Origin of the sequence: Frankia sp. ACN1ag, from assembly GCF_001414035.1 — a bacterium.
Lineage (GTDB): Bacteria > Actinomycetota > Actinomycetes > Frankiales > Frankiaceae > Frankia > Frankia torreyi.
In genome coordinates this window covers 75,609-91,631 of record NZ_LJPA01000020.1, presented here as the reverse complement: position 1 = coordinate 91,631, position 16,023 = coordinate 75,609, and the positions used below count along the sequence as shown (strand labels likewise).

Sequence of the window (16,023 nt, the reverse complement as noted above, 5' to 3'; positions counted from 1 at the left end):
AAGGGTCGCTGCCCCGCCGGGGACGCGCACCACGCTCAGGGATTCCTGTTCGTTCTTCCGCATCGTCCATTTCCGAACCCGTCAACGAAACTTCACTGGGTAGGGAGTTACGTCGAAGTGGACGGGTCGGGCTTCGAACCCAACCAGCCCGTCCAGATCGACTACCAGTTCAAAACTTCCACCGGTGGCGCGGCAGGCGATCCGCAAAATGTGGCAAGTGGTTCGACGGGGACTTTTTCCCACCAAATCCACGTCTACCCGGACACAAGTTCGGCGCTGGTCCGCGCCATTGATCTTGGATCGGGCGAGATCGTGCTGAACACATTGGAGAACTAAAAAGGGCCATCCCAGATCCTTCACGCTTCGATCAGGCGTGATCGTGGGCTGACCTCCCACCCTTGTTGATGCCGAGTTTTGCCGGTCAGGCTGGGTGCGGCCGTGGCGGGTGCCCCGTTGCCGCGCGGGGCAGACGTCCGGTCCACGCCCGGAACGGCATTTCTCCTGGTCTGCGGGGTGGGAGGTCGGTGGCTTCGGGTTATCCGGGGGCGGGCAGAGCGCAGTGTGTTGATCGCCTGGACGGCGAGTGGCGCCCAGGGGTGGTGGGCGGCGAGGTGCAGCACGGTCTGGCGGGCGTGGCGGGCGAGCCGGCCGGCGAGTGAGAACAGCCGGTGGCAGAAGGCGGGCGATCGGCTCGCCGGCGTTGTCGGGCAAGGTGAACCCGACCGAATAGCCCACCCGGCGCCGGTGCAGCCACTCGACGAAGGCGTGGGTGCCACTTCCCGAGTCCGCGCGGACGAGCACCGCACGGGACCGGCGCAGCCGTCTGGGCAGCTGGCCGAGCGCGGCAGTGGTGCCGCCGACAGATCTTCGAGATGGCAGTGAAATCTGCGGTGGCGCGTGGTGACCTGGACGCCAATCCGCTCGCGGGTCTCGACTGGAGGCCGCCGCGGAGAAAGCCCCGGATCTTGAGGCCTTCTACGCCGCGATCTACCATCCCGCGCTTCGGCCCGGCGAACTCCAGGAACTGCGTCTCAACCAGCTGACGCTGCCGGCGTCCGGCTGGGGTGAGGCGCTTGTGGACGCCAACAATCCCGAGATTTCGCCCCGCTGGTCCGATGCTCCGGACGGGCCGCGGCAGGCGCGCGAACTCAAGCACCGGGCGAAGGGGGAGGTGCGTCAGGTGTCGTTGAACCCGCCGCTGGTCGCGATCCTGCGCCGCCATATCGACACGTTCGGCGTTACCGCCGACGGCAGACTGTTCCGGTCGGGACAGGACGGGCCGGTGAAGGCGATCCGGTACATCGCCAGGTGGCGGCAGGCCCGCGAGATCGCGCTCACGCCTGCCAAGCAGGCGTCACCGCTGGCGCGACGGCCGTACGACCTGCGGCATGCCGCGGTGTCGGGCTGACTGAACGCCGGCGTCCCGGTCACCCAGGTTGCGGAGCGGGCGGGCCACTCCGTGCGGGTGTGCCTGCTTGTCTACGCGAGGTGCATCGCCGGTGGGGACGAGGCCGCTCGGCGGCGGATCGACGCGGCGCTGGCCGCCGAGGCCGGGACGGCCGACGTGGTCCCGGCCGCACGGCCGCCACGGTCTGGTCCACGAATAGGCCACGGCGAGCCGGACACGACCGGACCGGGCCGGCTGCAGCCGGACACCAGCCCGCACCCGGCCAACGACGTACCCGCACCCGAATTGGAACTCTGACCTACGAAAATGTGTTCTGATCAGGCCCGGGCGAGGTGGCGGCTGATCACCATGCGCTGGATCTGGTTGGTTCCTTCGAAGATTTGCATGATTTTGGCTTCGCGCATGTAGCGCTCGACGGGGTAGTCCTTGGTGTAGCCGGCGCCGCCGAAGACCTGGACGGCGTCCTCGGTGACCTTCATGACGGCGTCGGTGGCGACGAGCTTGGCGATGCTCGCGGCCTTGCCGGCGGGCAGGCCGGCGTCGCGGCGGCGGGCGGCGGCCAGGGTCGTCGCCCGGGCCGACTCGACGGCTGCGGCCATGTCGGCGAGCAGGAAGCCGAGGCCCTGATGGTCGATGATCGCCTTGCCGAACGCCTGGCGCTCCTTGGCGTAGGCGACCGCGTCGTCGAGGGCGCGCTGCGCCAGACCGACCGCGGCGGCGGCGATGCCGAGCCGGCCGGCGTCCAGGGCCGACAGGGCGATCCGCAGGCCGTTGCCCTCCGTGCCGATGAGCCGGTCGGCGGGCACGGGGGCCTCGTCGAAGCCGATCTGCGTCGTCGGGGAGGCCGTCAGGCCCATCTTGCGCTCGGGCGGGTGGACGTCCATGCCGGCGGTGCCGGCGTCGACGAGGAAGCAGGAGATGCCCCCGGAGCGGTCCGCCGAGGTGCGGGCGAACACGGTGTAGAAGTCGGCGGCGCCGCCGTGCGTCACCCACGCCTTCGTCCCGGACAGCCGGTAGCCGCCGTCGGGGTCGGGGCGGGCGGCCGTCGTCATCGCGGCCGGGTCGGAGCCGGCGTGCGGCTCGGACAGGCAGTAGGCGCCGAGGAGCCGGCCCGACAGCAGCCGGGGCAGCAGGGCGGCGCGCTGGTCGTCGGTGCCGTGGTAGGCCAGCGGGAAGCAGCTCAGGCTGTGCACGCTCACCCCGACGGCGACCGACGCCGACCGGTAGGCGATCTCCTCCAGCACCTGCAGGTAGACCTCGTAGGGCTGGCCGCCGCCGCCGAACTCCTCCGGGTAGGGCAGCGCGAGCAGGCCGGCGTCGCCCAGGACGTGGAAGACCTCGCGGGGGAAACGGGCCTGCGCCTCGTCGTCGACGACCCGCGGCTCGATCTCCTTCTCGCCGATCGTGCGGACGAGGTCGATCAGCTCGCCGGCCTCGGGGGAGGGGAGTAGGCGGTCGGCCGGCATGACGTGCCTCCAGGGATCGCACCGAGGGACCGGGAGTCGCCCGGGGCTCACCGTGCGACTGGAAACGACAGTACCGCACGGAGTACCTAGGTACTGTCCAGTGCTGAGGTAGATTGATCGATCATGACGGTGAACTGGGACGTCGACACCTGGTCGGCCGCGACGGCCGGTGGACCGAGGACCAGCCGCCAGTCGACCCTGTTCGACGCGCTCGTCGGGATCTTCCTCGCGGAGGGGTTCGCCCGGTTCACCCTCGCGGACCTCGCCGGCCGGCTGCGGTGCTCGAAGTCGACGCTCTACACCCTCGCCCACAGCAAGGAACAGCTCGCGGTCGCCGTCGTCGTGCACTTCTTCCGCAGTGCCGCCGAACGGATCGACGACAGCCTGCGCAGTGCGCCCGACCCGGCCGATCGGCTGCGTCGCTACCTCGACGGGGTCGCCGCCGAGCTGCGCCCCGCCTCCGCGGCCTTCCGCGCCGACCTTGCCGCGTTCCCGCCCGCCCGCGCCATCTACGAGCGCAACACCAGCATCGCCGCGGCGAAGCTGCGCACCCTGGTCGCCGAGGGGGTGGCCGTCGGCGTCTTCCGGGAGGTCGACGCGCGGTTCGTCGGACAGGTCGCCACGCTCGCGATGGTCGGCATCCAGCAGGGCACCATCGAACGTGAGACGGGCCTTGTCGACGCCGACGCGTACGCCCAGCTCGCCGGCCTGCTGCTGCACGGTCTGGCCCGCCGGGACGGCGATGCGGCAAGCGGGCAGCAGATCAGGTCGGTCCCGGCGCTCACCGCGCCCGAGACCGCCGAACAGGCACCGACACGTCCTGCGCGCTCGGCGCCCGCCGACCCGCGCTCGGCGCCCGCCGACGATCGTCTGCGGACAGGCGGCTGAGCTGGGCGGGACGCTCTGGCACCGGATGAGAAGCCGGGCCGGCCCCGCCCTCGCGGACCGCGGTCGCGGGGGCGGGGCCGGTCGGCTCCGGGTGAGCGGGTGAGCGGGCGCGGTCAGCTTGCCCGGTCCCCCTTGGCCAGGTGGTTCCAGGTGGTGGGGCCGACCTCGCCGTCGACGAGAGCGTGGACCACTCCCTGGTAGTGCCGCACCCAGGCGGCGGTGCGCGGCCCGAACTCGCCGTCCAGCGCCAGCTTCGGCTGGTACTGGGGGTCGAGCGTGTGGGAGGCGTCCTGCACGGCGTGGACGGCCTGGCCGCGCGAACCGGAGCGCACCGGCACGATCAGCACCGGCCAGGTGCGCTGGCCGACCTGCCCGTCGGGCGTCAGCCCATGCCGGGTCTGGAAATCGCGCACGGCGGCCGCGGTCCGCGGTCCGAAGGCGCCGTCAACCGGGACGCGCAGGTCGTGCGCGCCGAGAAGATACTGCACGAGCTGCACGGTGAGTCCGGCGTCACCGGACTTCTGAAGGGGCCAGACAAGTGCCATGAGGAGATCTCCCGTGTCGCGTGAGTGAAGGCGGATGGATGGTTTGGAACACTGCCAAGCCTGCGCTCGAAACCCGATTTCCGCCGCATTTCGTCGTGCTCGCGACACGCGGGAATTAGTCCGCACTTCTCCTTTCTTGTGGCCGCCTCGGACGCGCGGGAATGCCGCGACATTCTCGTTCGCACGGCAACGATTTCTTGCCGGCCGGCCGGCCGGCCGGCTGAAGCGAAGCGGGCGGGCGGGTTGGTTCAGGTCGGCTCGTACGCGGTCAGCGGCGGCGCGGGATAGGGGTCGAAGCCCGGGCGCCAGCCGGCGGCGAGTTTCCGCGTGGCGATACCGTCGGGCGCCCAGATGTGGCAGGTTCCGGTGAGGGCCGCGGCCTGCCGCCCGCTCACCACGGGACCCGAGCCCCCGGCCCGGTCTCCCGTCTGGGTGCCCGTCGTCTGGGCGTCCGCCGTCTGGGCGTCCGCCGACGCGGGCGCGTCCGGGGGTTCGGCGCCGGGGGTGAGGCCGCGGCGGCGGGCATCGGCGGCGCTCAACGTCGCCTGGATGATGGCGGGGCCGGCGGCGCGGGCAAGCTCGTGCAGATGGGAACAGCCGTGGACGCCGGACACGGTCTCCCGCAGCGCGCGGGTGAACCCGCGGCGCACCGACAGCCCGACGAGGCGGTCGAAGCTCGGCCTGATCAGCGGGCACTCGGTGTGCGGGAAGGCGTTCATCCCCGACTCGACGGCGACGATCGTCAGGTCCGCCGTCCGCACGTGCAGGGCGAGCTGCATGTCGTGCAGCAGCACCCGGGCCGGGTCCGGATGCCAGGGCCGGGTGTCGCGCAGCCTCGCCTGGGCGATCAGCAGGTCGTCGGCCTGGTGGACCTCGATCTCGATCGTCCTGCGGTGCACCGGCGGCACGGCTGCTGGCATCGCGACTCCCCTCGCGCTCGCCCGGCGGCCGGCGCGCGGCCCCGGGGCTGGTCCGGCGGTCGGACCGAGGCCGGCTCACGGTGACCCGGCCCGCCCGGCCCACGCGGACTACGCGGCCTACCCGGCGGCGGCCGGGGCGGCGCCTCGGGGGCCGGGCGGGGACAGGTCGGCGAGCTGGGCCCGCACCCAGGCTGTCACGTCGCTGGCCGCGGGGTCGGCGGTCAGCGACGTGAACAGCACCGGGCGGGGGCCGCGGGCCGCCGCCGCGTCGCGGGCCATGACGCCGAGATCCGCGCCGACCAGGGGCGCGAGATCCGTCTTGTTGATGACCAGCAGGTCGCTGAGGGTGACCCCGGGGCCGCCCTTGCGCGGCACCTTGTCGCCGCCGGCCACGTCGACGACGAAGATCTGCCGGTCGATCAGTCCGTAACTGAACGTCGCGGTGAGGTTGTCGCCGCCGGACTCGACGAGGACGAGGTCGAGGGGGCCGGTGTCGGCCTCCAGATCCTCGACCGTGTCCAGGTTGGCGGTGATGTCGTCGCGGATCGCCGTGTGCGGGCAGCAGCCGGTCTCCACCGCGCGGATCCGCTGCGGGTCCAGCACCCCGGCGCGGCGCAGGAAGTCGGCGTCCTCGGTCGTGTAGATGTCGTTGGTGACGACGCCGAGACGCAGGCTTGGCGCGAGGGAACGGCACAGCGCGGCGACGAGTGCGGTCTTGCCGCTGCCCACCGGGCCGCCGACGCCGATCCGCGGCGCCCGCCCGAGCGGCACCGGCCCCCCGCCACCGCCGTGCGCGTGCGGCGGATGCAGTTCGTCGTGACCGAGATGCATCGTCGGAGGCCTCTCAGGTGGGTGCGGTCGGGGCCGGGCGGTGGGCGGTGGGCGTCAGGCGGCGTGTTGCGCCGGGTGCGCCACGCCGAGCTGGGCCTGGTCGAGGAAGGCGCCGGGCATCGCCGCGAGGTCCGGCCGGGACGGCGCGGCCCCCGAGCGGACCAGCAGGTCCCCGAGAGCGGCGATCATCACCCCGTTGTCGGTGCAGCGCTTGCGGGCCGGGATCCGCAGCCGCAGGCCGGCCGCCTCGCACCGCTGCGCCGCCAGGGCCCGCAGCCGGCTGTTCGCCGCGACCCCGCCGACGATGAGCAGGTCACCGATCTCGTGGTCGCGGCAGGCGCGGATCGCCTTGGCGGTGAGCACGTCGACCACCGCCTCCTGGAACGACGCGATCACGTCCCCGGCGGGGACGGTGGAGTCGGGATGGGCCTCCACCCAGCGGGCGACGGCCGTCTTCAGCCCGGAGAAGGAGAAGGTGTAGGGCGCGTCGGTGCGGCCGGTCAGGGGGCGTGGGAACGCCAGCGCCGCCGGGTCGTTGCCGACCGCCTCGCGGTCGACCGCCGGCCCACCCGGGTAGGGCAGGCCGAGGACCCGGGCGACCTTGTCGAAGCATTCGCCGGCGGCGTCGTCGAGGGTGTCGCCGAGATGGACGATCGGGTCCCGGGCCAGGTCACCGACGCGCAGCAGCGACGTGTGCCCGCCGGAGACGATCAGCGCGATGAGCGGGTCGGGCAGCGGCTCGCCGTCGACGAGGTCCGCGGCGAGGTGACCGGCGAGGTGGTGCACCCCGTAGAGCGGCACGTCGAGGGCGGTGGCGTAGGCCTTCGCCGCGGACACCCCGACGTGCAGCGCCGTGGCGAGGCCGGGGCCCGCGGTAACCGCCACGGCACCGATGTCGGCGGCGGTCAACCCGGCCGACGCCAGCGCCGCGCGCACGCACGGGACCAGCGCCTGCACGTGGGCCCGCGCCGCGATCTCCGGCACCACACCGCCGTAGCGGGCGTGCTGGTCCATACTCGTCGACAGGGCCTCGCCGAGCAGGACGCCGTCGCGGACGAGCGCGACGCCGGTCTCGTCGCAGGACGTCTCGATGCCCATCACCACCGGGCTGGGCTGCACCGGCATCGTTCGTGGCCTCCCTCGGACGGCGGACCGCCACCGTCCCTACCCGCGCTGGTCGGTACGACAGAGCACATCCGTACGCCAGTGCGACTGTGTCCGACAGCATGGCTGTGTCTGAACAGTGGTTCAGCGTCCGACAGGGCGAACTGCCCTGTGGTGTGAGATTACGCCGAGCCTCGGATAGCGAGTCGGCCCAGGTCAGCGTGGGTGGCCCGGCGGATCGGCCGCGGCGGCGCAGGTCCGGCACAGGCCGGTGAGCGCGGCGTGGTCGGGCTGCAGGCGGAACCCGAGCTGGCGGGCGAGCCGATCGGCGACGCCGTCGAGCAGATCGGCGGGTACGTCGCTGATCTCCCCGCAGCGGCGGCAGCGCACGTGCAGGTGGCCGCTGCCGGTCAGGGACGAGGCGAGATGGTAGACGGCGGGCCCGTGGTCGGGATGCACGTGGGTGACCAGGCCGAGCTCGCCGAGAGTCTCCACCGCCCGGTAGACGGTGGTGCGGTGCAGCCCCGGGACGATCTCGTCGGCGCGGGCGAGGACATCGTCGACGGAGAGGTGTTCGCTGGTCCCGGCGAGGACCCGCAGCACCGCCCGGCGCGCCGGGGTGACCCGCTCGCCGAGCGCCCGCAGCTCGGCGATCCCGGCCGCGGCGAGGTCAGGGCGGCCGGGGCCCGCCTCGTGCGCGGCGGCGGCCGGCGCCGCGGCGGTGCCGACGGGCCGGCGGTCCCGCATGACGTCCACCTCCGGACAACGATCGGCCGGCCGGCGGTGCTCCCGGGCGATGACCCCGCCGACTGTACCGATCATCCCTGCCCGTCCCGATCCGGTCGCCACGCGGCCCGGCGGTCATTGTTGCGGGCAGGTGACCGGCGTCTGACCGGCGTCCGGCGGTGGGCTCCCGGCGGTGGGCCGGCTTATGACACAGTGTCCGCCATGGCCGTGCTCCCCATCCGTACCGTCGGCGACCCTGTGCTGCGCACCCCGACGGCGCTCGTGACGACGTTCGACGCCGCCCTGGCGCGGCTCGTCGACGACATGATCGACACCATGTACGACGCGCCCGGTGTGGGGTTGGCCGCCCCGCAGATCGGCGTCGGCCTGCGGCTGTTCGTCTTCGACGTCGGCTACGACCCGCGCGACGTCACGGTGCCCCGCGTGCCCCGCGTCGTGGTCAACCCGGTGCTGGAACTGGGCGCCGACGGCGAGCGGCAGCACGGCCAGGAGGGCTGCCTGTCCGTGCCGGGCCTGCACTTCCCGACGACGCGGGCCCTGCGGGCGAGCGTCCGCGGGGTGGATGTCACGGGTGCGGCCGTGGAGTACGCCGGCGAGGGCCTGCTGGCCCGCTGCTTCCAGCACGAGGTCGACCATCTCGACGGCACCCTCTACCTCGACCGGCTGACCGGCGAGGACCGCAAGGCGGCCGTGCAGGCGTTGCGCGAGCCACCGCCGAGCCCGGAGCAGGTGCGCGCGGCCGGCGAGGAGCTACGCGCCCTGCGCCGCGCGGACCAGTAGACGGGGACGGCCTGGTGACGGGGACGGCCTGGTGACCTCGTGCGGCCTGGTGACCTCGTGCGGGCAGGTGACCTCGTGCGGGCGGTGACGGCGGCATGGCGATGCGGGGCGGGCTATCTTGGCATCCTCCCGCCCACGAGAATCGCGAGAACGCCGTCCGGGAGAATATGCCGCCCGGGAGCACGCCGGTGCATTGACGGTGTCGGCGACGTGACGATGTCGGTGGAGTGAGGAGTGGCAGCGGTGGCGGAGTTCTCCGGCGGGCCGTACAAACGGCCGTTCCGGTTCAACATTCAGTGTTCCTCGCCTGCGCAGGTCGACGCCCGGTCGTGGGCGGACCTCGCCCGGCAGGTCGAGGACCTGGGGTACGCGACGCTGACCGTCTCCGACCACCTCGACGAGCAGGTCGCTCCGATCGCGGCGCTGATGGCGGCGGCGGACGCCACGACCACGTTGCGCATCGGCGCGATGGTGTTCAGCAACGACTACCGGCATCCGGTCGTGCTCGCGAAGGAGGCGGCCACCCTCGACGCGCTGTCCGGGGGCCGGTTCGAACTCGGCCTCGGCGCCGGCTGGATGACGTCGGACTACGAGCGCGCCGGCCTGCCGCTGGACCCGCCGGGGGTGCGGATCAGCCGCCTCGCCGAATCCCTCGCCGTCATCAAGGGCATGTTCGCCGACGGCCCGCTGACCTTCCACGGCACGCACTACCAGGTCGCGGGGCTCAGCGGCACGCCGAAGCCGGTGCAGCGCCCCCACCCGCCGATCGTCATCGGCGGCGGCGGGCGGCGGCTGCTGACCCTGGCCGCACGGGAGGCCGACATCATCGGGCTGAACATGAACATGGTCGGCGGGGTCATCGACGCCTCCCTCGGCCCGAACGCGACGACGGCCGCCACCGAGGAGAAGGTCGGCTGGATCCGCGAGGCGGCCGGCGCCCGGTGGGACGAGCTCACCCTGCAGGTGCGCATCCACCTGGCGATCGTCACCGACAACCGCGGCGAGATCGTCGAGCAGCTCGCCGCCGGCTTCGGGCTGACCACCGAGCAGGCCTACGCCACCCCGCACGCGCTGTGCGGCTCGGTCGACCAGATCGTCGACGATCTCGTCGAACGCCGGGAGCGGTTCGGGATCAGCACCATCGGCGTCGCCCTTGACTCGCTGACCGCGCTGGCACCCGTCGTCGCGCGGCTCGCGGGCACCTGACCCGCCCGCCGGGCACCGCCGCGGTCCCGCCGTCCCCGCGGCCAGCCCCGCCGCCGGTTGCATCGTGAGTCCCGAATCCGTCCGAACGTCCGTCGTCGTCGAGGAGCCAGCGTTGGTCGAGCNCATGAAGTGGTGGGGTTGGGGCCGGGAGAGTGTCTCCTTCAGTCACAGCGACAAGCCCGACCTGGCGCCGTTCGTGCGCACGAACATCGGTCTGGACATCACCCGCCCGCCCGCGCAGCCGCCGGCCTTCGCGGACCTGACGATCCCCGCGCCGACGCTGCCGGAGCCGCTGCGCGCGGCGCTCGTCGCCGCCGTCGGCGCCGAGCACGTCCACACCGACGCGCACATGCGGGTGGTGCACGCCTACGGCAAGAGCCTGCGTGACCTGGTCCGGATCCGCAACGCCGACCTCGGCCNGCTGCCTGACGCCGTCGTCTACCCGGACGGCGAACAGGCGGCGCGCGCCGTGCTCGCCGCGGCGCTCGACGCCGACGCGGTGGTCATCCCGTTCGGCGGCGGCTCCAACATCTCCGGCAGCCTGGAGGCGCCGCGCGCGGAGACCCGGCCGGTGATCTCCGTGGACCTGGGGCGCCTCGACCGCGTCCTGGAGATCGACGCCGACGCCCGGCTCGCCCGCATCCAGGCCGGCGCGCTCGGTCCGCACCTGGAGGAACAGCTCAACGCCCAGGGCTGGACGCTGGGTCACTTCCCGGACAGCTTCTCCCACTCCACCCTGGGCGGATGGATCGCCACCCGTTCGTCGGGCATGCAGTCCGACAAGTACGGCGACATCGCCGAGATCACCCGGGCGGTGCGCGTCGTCACCCCCGCCGGCGTCCTCGCGACCCGGCCCGTGCCCAGCCAGTCGACCGGGCCGAGCGTGCGGGAGATGATCCTCGGCAGCGAGGGCCGGCTCGGCATCATCACCGAGGCGACGGTGCAGGTCCACCGGGTGCCCGAGCAGCGCGTCATCCTCGGCTACTTCTTCCCCACCTGGGACGACGCGCTCGTGGCCATGCGGGAGATCGCCGAGAGCGAGGCCAGCCCGACCGTCACCCGGGTGTCCGACGCGAACGAGACCCGGTTCTCCTTCGCGACCCGCAAGAAGGGTTCGCTCGCCTCGGGGCTGGTCTCCGCCGGGCTGAAGCAGTACCTGCGCCGGGTCCGCAACTACGACCTGGACGCGATGTGCCTGTCGTTCATCGGCTTCGAGGGGACGCCGACGCACGTCAAGGCCCAGCGCAAGCTCGTCGGCGAGATCGTCGGGCGCCACGGCGGCATCTGCGTCGGCACCGGTCCCGGGCAGCTCTACGACCAGAAGAAGTTCGACACCCCCTACATCCGCGACTTCCTGCTCGGGCAGGGCGCGGTCGCGGACGTGTCGGAGACGTCGGCCTCCTGGTCCCAGCTCGGTCCGCTCTACCGCGGCGTGGTCGCCCGGGCCAACAAGGCGTTCGCAGAGATCGGCGTCGACGGCTGGATCATGTGCCACCTGTCGCACTCGTATCATTCCGGCGCCTGCCTGTACTTCACGTTCGCCTACGCCTCCCCGGTGACCCTCGAGGCGATCGAGGGCTATGACACGGTGAAGTCCGCGATCCAGCAGGGCTTCCTCGACCTCGCGGGCACCCTGTCGCACCACCACGCGGTCGGCGTCGAGCACGCCCCGTGGCTCGACGACGACATCTCCCCGGCTGGCGTGACTCTGCTCTCGGCGCTGTTCGACGGCATCGACCCCGGTCACAACCTCAACCCCGGCAAGATCATCCCGGGTACCGGTGCGGGTGGTGGGCCGGTGGGGGACTAGTCCCGGAGGGATGGTGGGGATGCGCACGATTCTGGTGGTCGGGATCGGGGCTGGGGATCCTGACCAGCTCACGATCCAGGCGGTCAAGGCTCTCGGCCGCGCCGACGTGTTCTTCGTGCTGGACAAGGGGCCGGCCAAGGACGACCTGGTCAGGCTGCGCCGGGAGATTCTGGACCGGCACGTCGGCGCCGGCGGCTACCGGGTCGTCGAGGCCCGCGACCCACGCCGTGACCGGAACCCGGCGGATGCGACCGCCTACGCCGCCGCCGTCGAGGACTGGCATGATCGCCGTGCCGAGCTGTACGAGCGGATGATCCTCGACGAGCTGGCCGACGACGGCTGCGGCGCGTTCCTCGTCTGGGGTGATCCGTCGCTCTACGACAGCACGCTGCGCATCATCGAGCGGGTCACCGCCCGCGGCCGGGTGGCGTTCGACTACGAGGTGATCCCCGGGATCACCAGCGTGCAGGCGCTGGCCGCGAGCCACCGGTTGGTGCTCAACCGCGTCGGCGGCGCCGTCGAGATCACCACCGGCCGCCGTCTCGCCGAGGGGTTCCCACCCGGGGTCGACGACGTCGTCGTCATGCTCGACGCGGACACCACCTTCCGCACCCTCGACGACCCCGACCTCGATATCTATTGGGGCGCCTACCTCGGCACCCCGGACGAGATGCTCATGCACGGCCGGGTCGCCGACGTCGGCAGCTCCATCGCCCGCACCCGCGCCGACGCCCGCCGCCGCAAGGGCTGGATCATGGACGTCTACCTGCTGCGCCGCCGCCCGCCCGCGGCCCCGCCCACCCCTGGCGACCGTCGCCCGTCCGCCTCCGCCTCCGCCTCTGACGCCGACGCCGACGCCGACGCCGACATTCTCGACCAGCGTGTGCCCTGGCGGTGATGACCCCCGAAGGGCCGGAAGGTTCGACCGTGCTCGAACCTCGGCATCATCCCGTGCACATCCGATGGCGAGAATGCCTCAGCTGGCGATGAAGTCGAGCAGTTCCTGGTTGAAGTCCTGCTCGAACCGGCCGGTCAGGCCGTGCGGAGCACCGGGGTGGACCTTCAGCGTGGCGCTGGGCAGCAGCTTCACCGAGCGGGACGACGAGACCTCGATCGGCACGATCTGGTCATCGTCGCCATGCGAGAGGAGGACCGGGATGTCGATCTTCTTCAGGTCCTCGGTCAGGTCCGTCTCGGAGAACGCGGCGATGCAGTCGTAGGCACCCTTGACCCCGACCGTCATGCACATCTGCCAGAAGGCGTCCCGGGTACCCTGCGACACGGTCGCGCCGTCGCGGTTGTTGCNGTAGAACGGTTCGCCGAGGTCCCGGTAGAACTGCCCCCGATCGGCGGTCAACCCGGCGCGCAGGCCGTCGAAAACCGCCCTCGGCGCGCCCCCCGGATCGCTGTCGGTGGCGAGCAGGTGCGGCGTCACCGCGCCCCGCAGCACAGCTCTGGCCACCCGGGCGGAGCCATGCCGACCCAGATAGTGGGCCACTTCGCCCCCACCGGTGGAGTGGCCGACCAGGACGGCGTCGGCCAGATCGAGGGCCTCGATCACCTGGGCGAGGTCGTCGGCGTAGGTGTCCATGTCGTTGCCGTCCCAGGTCTGGCTGGACCGTCCGCCGCCACGGCGATCGTGGGCGATTCCGCGGTACCCGTGGTCGGCGACGAGCTTGAGCTGGTTGTCCCAGACATCGGCGGTCAGCGGCCAACCGTGGCTGAACACGACCGGCTGGCCGGAGCCCCAGTCCTTGTAGAAGATCTCGGCGCCGTCCCTTGTGGTGATCGTGGGCACGGTGATCATCCTCCCGTCGGCAGGTCTGCTGTGGCGTCCGCCAGGGCGCGGCCGGGCGCGGTCTCGCCGGGGCTGACAGTAGACGCTGCGTAGCCGATCAGGCCGGTATGGCGACGCGGTGCGCCGGCGCCACGATCGCATCGCACCGTGGCCGTCCGGTCGGCCGTTCGGCCGACCGGACGGCCGACCGGGCGGACGGCCGGCCGGCCGCCGCCGCCGGGTCAGCGGGCGGGCACGGGGGACTGGGCGGCGGTGTCGGGCTGGGCGGCGGCGAGGCTGAGCTCGTCATCGACGGGGGCGAAGAAACGGTCGATCTCGGCCGGGTCGACCTCGTCGAGGCTGGCCGGTGACCATCGAGGGTTGCGGTCCTTGTCGACGACCGCCGCCCGGATGCCCTCGACGAGGTCCGCCGTCGCGAGGGTCGCCCGGGCCAACCGGTACTCCTGGTCGAGCGCCGCCTCGAGGCTCGTCATCGACCGGGCAGCCCGCAGTGCGCGCAGCGTGACGGTCAGCGACGTCGGACACTTGCTGCCGATCTCCGCCGCGTCGGCAGCCGCCGCCGGCATGGGGCTCGCCGCGAGCGCCGCGACGATCTCGGTGACCTTGTCGCTGCGGTAGAGCTCGTCGATCCACGCGCGGTCGGTGGTGAGGTGCCCGGGCGGCGGGGTGTGGGCGGCGAAGTCGAAGGCGGCGAGCGCGGCGGCCGGGTCGGCGGCGTGGCGCAGCGCGTCGAGCAGCTTGGGGATGCGGTCGGCGGGCAGGTAGTGGTCGGCCAGGCCGGCGGTGATCGCGTCGGCGGCGCCGATGCGGGCCGCGGTGAGCGCGAGATGCGTGCCGAGTTCACCGGGGGCGTGGGACAACAGCCAGGTGCCGCCGACGTCGGGAATGAAGCCGATGCCGACCTCGGGCATGCTCAGCACCGACCGCTCGGTGACGATGCGGACCCCACCGTGCGCCGAGACGCCGATGCCGCCGCCCATGACGATCCCATCCATGATCGCGATGTACGGCTTGGGAAACCTGCCGATGCGGGCGTTGAGCCGGTACTCGTCCGCCCAGAACGCCAGCGCCCGCTCGGGTGTCCCGGCGAGCACCGCCTCGCGGATCGCCCGGATGTCCCCGCCGGCGCACAGCCCGCGCTCGCCCGCACCGTCGATGACGACGGCAGCGACCGTCGGGTCGTCCGCCCAGTCCCGCAGCGCCGCGTCCAGCAGGCCGACCATGGTCCCGGTGAGCGCGTTGATCGACCGCGGCCGGTTCAGGGTGAGCCGCCCGAGCCGCCCGCCCTGGCCCTCCCGCCGCACCAGCACCTCCGGCTCCGGTGCCGTCCCGGGTGCCGAACCGGTGCGGTACGGGGCATCGGCCGCGTGCGGAGACATGGATTCGCCATCCTTCGAGTCGGAGAGCACTGAGTCGGAGAGCATGGGGTCGGAGAGCATCGCGTCGGGGAACGTCGGTCGGGCAACGTCGGTCGGGCAACGTCGGTCGGGCAACGTCGGTCGGGCAACGTCGGTGATTGCGGTTCATCCTGCCGGCCCAGGGCCGCACGCGGTAGGGATCGCCCCCAGCGGCCACCGAGCCCGACCAAGGTCATCCGACGTCGTGGCCCAGGTTCCGGCGACGATCAGATGATCGTTTCGTTGCCGCGATAAATGGGATGCGACGGGTTGTGGTGGCGTGCCAATCTGACGGCCATGGCTCCTCTCGGCAGCACCGACCTTGACCCGGCGGCCTACGGCGAACACATCGCCGACGTATATGACGAGTGGTATTCCGCGCCGGACAGGCAGCCTGAGGTGGCCGTGGCGGTCGACTTCCTGCGGACGCGGGTCGGCGCCGGGCCCGCGCTGGAACTCGGCGTCGGAACGGGGCGCCTCGCCTTGCCGTTTGCGGCCCGCGGGACGGCCGTCGTCGGCATCGACGCCTCCCCGCGGATGGTCGCCCGGCTGCGGGGCAAGCCCGGCGGGTCCGAGATCGAGGTCGTGGTCGGCGACTTCGCCGAGGTCGACGCCCCGGGCGGACCGTTCGGGCTGGTGTATGTCGTGTTCAACACCTTCTTCGCGCTGGCCGACCAGGATGCGCAGGTGCGCTGCTTCGCGAACGTGGCGGCCGTGCTGCGGCCGGGCGGCGTGTTCGTCATGGAGGCGTTCGTCCCGGACGTCGCCCGGTACGACCGAGGTCAGCGCGTGCAGGCGGACCGTCTGGACGGGGAGACGACGCACCTGAACGTCTCGCTGCACGACCCGGTCTCCCAGCGGGTCCGCAGCCGCCACCTCACCCTCGGGCCGGGCGGTGTGGGCACCTATCCGGTCGACATCCGGTACGCCTGGCCGAGCGAGCTGGATCTGATGGGCCGACTCGCCGGCCTGGAACTCGCCGAGCGATGGGCGGGTTGGAACGGCGAGCCCTTCACGGCGACCAGCACGTCCCACATCTCCGTCTGGCGCAGGCCGCAGTGACACATCAACCGGGGGCCGCGCCCCGGCCGGGGACCTCGCATCAATCTGGCGTGGACGGGCC

The 16,023-nt window shown here is 72.4% G+C and carries 14 protein-coding genes and 4 pseudogenes; 8 read left to right on the top strand and 10 right to left on the bottom strand.

Features of this window, described 5'->3' with window-relative positions; all coding sequences use genetic code 11:
• A pseudogene (locus UK82_RS32910) lies at positions 1 to 336 on the top strand (hypothetical protein); the annotation flags it as partial.
• A 199-nt stretch (positions 337 to 535) separates the two neighbouring features.
• Here UK82_RS32910 and UK82_RS31645 read toward each other — a convergent pair.
• Positions 536 to 849: pseudogene (locus tag UK82_RS31645) on the bottom strand (hypothetical protein); the annotation flags it as partial.
• Between the two features lie 226 nt (positions 850 to 1,075).
• Between UK82_RS31645 and UK82_RS38650 the strand changes: the two are divergent.
• The gene (locus UK82_RS38650) at positions 1,076 to 1,408 is read left to right on the top strand and encodes a hypothetical protein (RefSeq protein ID WP_055408433.1); all 333 of its coding nucleotides are present in this window, start codon (positions 1,076 to 1,078) and stop codon (positions 1,406 to 1,408) included.
• A 317-nt stretch (positions 1,409 to 1,725) separates the two neighbouring features.
• Here UK82_RS38650 and UK82_RS18810 read toward each other — a convergent pair whose 3' ends face one another.
• Complete coding sequence (locus UK82_RS18810; protein WP_055408429.1) at positions 1,726 to 2,874, bottom strand: acyl-CoA dehydrogenase family protein; 1,149 nt, start codon at positions 2,872 to 2,874, stop codon at positions 1,726 to 1,728.
• Between the two features lie 123 nt (positions 2,875 to 2,997).
• Between UK82_RS18810 and UK82_RS18805 the strand changes: the two are divergent.
• Positions 2,998 to 3,603, top strand: a pseudogene (locus tag UK82_RS18805) (TetR/AcrR family transcriptional regulator); the annotation flags it as partial.
• Positions 3,604 to 3,875: 272 nt separating this feature from the next.
• Here UK82_RS18805 and UK82_RS18800 read toward each other — a convergent pair.
• From UK82_RS18800 to UK82_RS18780, 5 genes are all read right to left on the bottom strand, one after another.
• A complete protein-coding gene (locus tag UK82_RS18800; RefSeq protein ID WP_055408427.1) occupies positions 3,876 to 4,307 on the bottom strand; it encodes a peptidoglycan-binding protein in 432 nt (143 codons plus the stop codon).
• Between the two features lie 248 nt (positions 4,308 to 4,555).
• On the bottom strand, positions 4,556 to 5,227 hold the full coding sequence (locus tag UK82_RS18795) for a DUF2889 domain-containing protein (RefSeq protein ID WP_055408425.1): 672 nt from the start codon (positions 5,225 to 5,227) through the stop codon (positions 4,556 to 4,558).
• Positions 5,228 to 5,344: 117 nt separating this feature from the next.
• Positions 5,345 to 6,058: an urease accessory protein UreG gene (gene ureG, locus UK82_RS18790; protein WP_055408423.1), complete on the bottom strand. Its 714-nt coding sequence runs from the start codon at positions 6,056 to 6,058 to the stop codon at positions 5,345 to 5,347.
• A gap of 54 nt (positions 6,059 to 6,112) precedes the next feature.
• Positions 6,113 to 7,183 (bottom strand): tRNA (adenosine(37)-N6)-threonylcarbamoyltransferase complex transferase subunit TsaD, encoded by a 1,071-nt coding sequence (gene tsaD, locus UK82_RS18785; protein ID WP_055408421.1) that lies wholly within the window; start codon positions 7,181 to 7,183, stop codon positions 6,113 to 6,115.
• Between the two features lie 195 nt (positions 7,184 to 7,378).
• On the bottom strand, positions 7,379 to 7,984 hold the full coding sequence (locus UK82_RS18780; RefSeq protein WP_236706120.1) for a Fur family transcriptional regulator: 606 nt from the start codon (positions 7,982 to 7,984) through the stop codon (positions 7,379 to 7,381).
• Positions 7,985 to 8,110: 126 nt separating this feature from the next.
• On the opposite strand from UK82_RS18780, the gene def reads away from it, so the two are divergent.
• The 4 genes from def to cobF all read left to right on the top strand — a co-directional run bounded on the left by def (position 8,111) and on the right by cobF (position 12,603).
• A complete protein-coding gene (gene def, locus UK82_RS18775) occupies positions 8,111 to 8,689 on the top strand; it encodes a peptide deformylase (protein ID WP_044885184.1) in 579 nt (192 codons plus the stop codon).
• A gap of 243 nt (positions 8,690 to 8,932) precedes the next feature.
• A complete protein-coding gene (locus UK82_RS18770; RefSeq protein WP_236706119.1) occupies positions 8,933 to 9,895 on the top strand; it encodes an LLM class F420-dependent oxidoreductase in 963 nt (320 codons plus the stop codon).
• Positions 9,896 to 10,315: 420 nt separating this feature from the next.
• Positions 10,316 to 11,705, top strand: a 1,390-nt coding sequence (locus tag UK82_RS18765) for an FAD-binding oxidoreductase (RefSeq protein ID WP_396230591.1), incomplete at its 5' end; no start/stop codon positions are given.
• A 19-nt stretch (positions 11,706 to 11,724) separates the two neighbouring features.
• Complete coding sequence (gene cobF / locus UK82_RS18760) at positions 11,725 to 12,603, top strand: precorrin-6A synthase (deacetylating) (protein ID WP_055408419.1); 879 nt, start codon at positions 11,725 to 11,727, stop codon at positions 12,601 to 12,603.
• Between the two features lie 78 nt (positions 12,604 to 12,681).
• On the opposite strand, the pseudogene UK82_RS38645 reads toward cobF, so the two are convergent.
• The 3 genes and pseudogenes from UK82_RS38645 to UK82_RS18750 form a co-directional block, all read right to left on the bottom strand.
• Positions 12,682 to 13,010, bottom strand: a pseudogene (locus tag UK82_RS38645) (alpha/beta fold hydrolase); the annotation flags it as partial.
• 1 nt (position 13,011) lies between these two features.
• Positions 13,012 to 13,503: alpha/beta fold hydrolase (locus UK82_RS38640; protein ID WP_236706118.1), on the bottom strand; the 492-nt coding region annotated here is incomplete at its 3' end.
• A gap of 221 nt (positions 13,504 to 13,724) precedes the next feature.
• Positions 13,725 to 14,882, bottom strand: coding sequence for an enoyl-CoA hydratase/isomerase family protein (locus tag UK82_RS18750; protein ID WP_236706117.1), 1,158 nt, complete (start codon positions 14,880 to 14,882; stop codon positions 13,725 to 13,727).
• A gap of 315 nt (positions 14,883 to 15,197) precedes the next feature.
• On the opposite strand from UK82_RS18750, the gene UK82_RS18745 reads away from it, so the two are divergent.
• Positions 15,198 to 15,962, top strand: a complete 765-nt coding sequence (locus tag UK82_RS18745; protein WP_055408469.1) for a class I SAM-dependent methyltransferase — start codon at positions 15,198 to 15,200, stop codon at positions 15,960 to 15,962.
• The last annotated feature ends 61 nt before the right edge of the window (positions 15,963 to 16,023 follow it).

Excerpts from the sequence above, each read along its gene's own strand:
- UK82_RS18810 (WP_055408429.1), bottom strand. The coding sequence starts at position 2,874 with ATGCCGGCCGACCGCCTACTCCCCTCCCCCGAGGCCGGCGAGCTGATC.
- UK82_RS18800 (WP_055408427.1), bottom strand. The coding sequence starts at position 4,307 with ATGGCACTTGTCTGGCCCCTTCAGAAGTCCGGTGACGCCGGACTCACC.
- UK82_RS18795 (WP_055408425.1), bottom strand. The coding sequence starts at position 5,227 with ATGCCAGCAGCCGTGCCGCCGGTGCACCGCAGGACGATCGAGATCGAG.
- ureG (WP_055408423.1), bottom strand. The coding sequence starts at position 6,058 with ATGCATCTCGGTCACGACGAACTGCATCCGCCGCACGCGCACGGCGGT.
- tsaD (WP_055408421.1), bottom strand. The coding sequence starts at position 7,183 with ATGCCGGTGCAGCCCAGCCCGGTGGTGATGGGCATCGAGACGTCCTGC.
- UK82_RS18780 (WP_236706120.1), bottom strand. The coding sequence starts at position 7,984 with ATGATCGGTACAGTCGGCGGGGTCATCGCCCGGGAGCACCGCCGGCCG.
- def (WP_044885184.1), top strand. The coding sequence starts at position 8,111 with ATGGCCGTGCTCCCCATCCGTACCGTCGGCGACCCTGTGCTGCGCACC.
- cobF (WP_055408419.1), top strand. The coding sequence starts at position 11,725 with ATGCGCACGATTCTGGTGGTCGGGATCGGGGCTGGGGATCCTGACCAG.
- UK82_RS18750 (WP_236706117.1), bottom strand. The coding sequence starts at position 14,882 with ATGTCTCCGCACGCGGCCGATGCCCCGTACCGCACCGGTTCGGCACCC.
- UK82_RS18745 (WP_055408469.1), top strand. The coding sequence starts at position 15,198 with ATGGCTCCTCTCGGCAGCACCGACCTTGACCCGGCGGCCTACGGCGAA.